This is a genomic window from Burkholderia sp. Ac-20379 (assembly GCF_017104645.1).
Taxonomy (GTDB): Bacteria; Pseudomonadota; Gammaproteobacteria; order Burkholderiales; family Burkholderiaceae; genus Burkholderia.
On record NZ_JAAGPF010000563.1, the window covers coordinates 1 to 2,715 of the forward strand.

The 2,715-nt window shown below is 72.0% G+C and carries 3 protein-coding genes; 1 reads left to right on the top strand and 2 read right to left on the bottom strand.

All coding sequences use genetic code 11. The features are described from left to right. Positions 1-599, top strand: a 599-nt coding sequence (locus G3N92_RS32735; RefSeq protein WP_206131667.1) for a HAMP domain-containing sensor histidine kinase, incomplete at its 5' end; no start/stop codon positions are given. Positions 600-623: 24 nt separating this feature from the next. Here G3N92_RS32735 and G3N92_RS32740 read toward each other — a convergent pair. Next, positions 624-1,493 (bottom strand): MOSC N-terminal beta barrel domain-containing protein, encoded by an 870-nt coding sequence (locus tag G3N92_RS32740; RefSeq protein WP_206131668.1) that lies wholly within the window; start codon positions 1,491-1,493, stop codon positions 624-626. Positions 1,494-1,556: 63 nt separating this feature from the next. After that, complete coding sequence (locus tag G3N92_RS32745) at positions 1,557-2,531, bottom strand: ABC transporter substrate-binding protein (RefSeq protein WP_206131669.1); 975 nt, start codon at positions 2,529-2,531, stop codon at positions 1,557-1,559. Positions 2,532-2,715 lie beyond the last annotated feature (184 nt).

Genomic DNA, 2,715 nt, shown 5'->3' on the forward strand with positions numbered 1-2,715 from the left:
AGCATCTGCGGCGCGCGAACGGCGCGGTGCGGCAGGCGGCGAAGATCGTCCAGCAGTTGCTGTCGCTGTCGCGGCTCGAATCGGACGGCGCGGCCGCGATCGAGCGTCGGCGCGTGCCGTTGCACCGGCTCGCGCGCAGCGCCACGCTCGATTGGTCGCCGGTGGCGCGCGCCCGCGGCATCGATCTGGGCTTCGAGCACGAGGCCGACGTGGACGTGATCGCGCGCGCGGATCTGCTGACCGACCTGATCGGCAACCTGGTCGACAACGCGATCCGCTACGCGGGCGACGGCGCGGTGGTGACGGTGCGGGTGGGGCGCGATGCGGAGGGTGGGCACGGCGCGCGGCTGGCCGTGATCGACGACGGGCCGGGCGTCGCCGCGCACGAGCGCGACGCGGTGTTCGAGCGCTTCTATCGCAGCTCGGCCACCGAATCGGTGGAAGGCTCGGGGCTGGGTTTGTCGATCGTGCGCGAGATCGTGCGCGTGCACGACGGCGCGATCGAACTGAGCGATACGCCGGGCGGCGGCCTGACGGTGACGGTCAGGCTGCCCGGCGCGCCGGACGAGGCGGAGAAAGCGGAGGCCGCGCACAGCTGAACACGGCCGAACATGCGGCGCGCGTCAGGCGTCGAAGCCGATCTCCGCGTCGAGCGCCTGGCCCACCTCGAGCACGCCCGCGCCCGCGCCGGCCAGCACCGCGTGCTTGCCGAACGTCAATTCGCCGTCGAACTGCGCGCTGGCGCGGTAGGTGCTCATGGTGTCGAGCGGCTCGTATGGGTGATCCGGGTTCGGGCCGCCGAGCAACTGATCGATGGCCGGGATCGGGCAGCGCGTGCACAGCTTCACGAGCCGCAGCCGGATCGTGCCGGCCTCGCCCTCGATGTCGAGATGCTCGACGTAATCCTCTTCGTAAGCCTCCAGCCCCGAGATCACGAGGTTCGGGCGGAAGCGGTCCATGCCGACCGGCGGCACGCCGCGCTGGCCCAGCCGCGCGTTCAGATCGTCGAGCGAGGACTGGCCGACCACCATCACCGGGAAGCCGTCCGCGAACTGCGTGTGCGTGACGCGTTCGCCCGTCCATTTACGGTTGACCTCGCGGCGCACCTCGGGCGAGAAGCGCACGAGCCGGGCCGCCACGCCCAGATAGGCGCCGAACCACTGCGCCGTGGCCTCGCCCGTGTCGAGCGCCGCCACCGTGTTGCGCCAGATCGTGACGGCCAGCGTGGGCGCGCCGTCGAGCGCGTGCGCATCGAGCGGCGTGTGCAGCGTGGGCATGCCGGGGGCGTCGATCGCCAGCGCGTCCTCGCCGATCGTCACGCGCACCAGCGCCAGCTTCGCGTGCTCGCGCTGCGTGATCATCGCGCCCGACGGCTCGACCACCATCCAGCCGCGATCGTGTTCGAGGCCGCTTTCGAGCAGGCGCGCACGCGCGAGCGAGATGCCCGCGCAGGATTTGATCGGATAGATGAACAGTTCGCTGAGGGTCGGCATGGCGGTGGCGTGCGAGGCGTAAAGCAGGATTCTGCCAGAACGCCGCGCCATGCCGCGAGGTGCTCAGGCGAGCGGGAAGCTGCGGTCGAACGTGGGCGTCACGTCGAGCGGCTGCCGCAGCAGGCCCGCCTTGCGGTAGAAATCGGCGGTGGCCTGCTGCTCGGCGATCAGCGATGCGTCGATCGGCAGCCACTGCGTCTTGCGGCGCTCGAACTGGAGCCGCGCGGCCGCCTCGGGAATGCCGATGATGCGCGCGAGCGTGGCCGAAAACGCGTCGGCATGCTGGTACGACCATACCTGCGCGCGCGCCACGCGCCGCACGAAGTCGTGCAGCACCGGGCGTTTCGCGGCGATCGCCGCATCGGTCGCGGCCACGTAGCTGAGGCCCGACGACAGCCCGCGGCCGTTCACCAGCACGCGCGCGCGGCCGGTGGTTTCGGCCAGCGCCGTGTACGGCTCCCAGGTGGCCCACGCGTCGATCGAGCCGGTGCTCAGCGCCAGCATCGTGTCGGCCGGCTGCAGGAAGCGGAATTCGGCGGCCGTGGGCGGCAGGCCGGCCGCATCGAGCGCCTTCAGCGCCACGTAGTGACCGATCGAGCCGCGCGTGGTGCCGATCTTCCTGCCCTTCAGGTCGGCTGCCGTGTGCAGCGTCGCGTTCGGCGCGACCATCACGGCCGTCCCATAGGGATCCGAACGATTGGCCGCGATCGCCTTGACGCGCGCGCCGCCCGACAGCGCGAAGATCAGCGGCGCGTCGCCGATCGGGCCGAGGTCGACGGCGGCGGCGTTCAGCGCCTCGCCCAGCGGCGCGGCGGCCGGGAATTCGGTCCATTCGATGTCGTAGGGCAGGCCGTTCAGCGCGCCGGCCGCTTCGAGCAGCGCGCGCAGGCCGCCCTTCTGGTCGCCGGCCTTCAGCGTGACGCGCGGGCCGTGTTGCGCGAACGCCAGCGGGCCGAACGCGGGCAGGGCGGCCAGCCCGGCGGCCGCGCCGGTCGATTGCAGGAAGCGTCGTCGGCTGCGCGAGGGAGCCTGGGTCATGTCGGAGTCCTTGTGGATGAACGGGATGTGGGAAAACGCGGGCGCCGCCGGGTTGCCGGGCGGTCAATGCGGATAGCCGCCCTGGATGTTCGAGACGGGCTCGGCGTCGATGCGCGCGAGCAGCGTGTCGATGCCGCCCGATGCGCCGTTGCGCGCCGCCACCGCGCGTTCGCGGTCGGCCTCG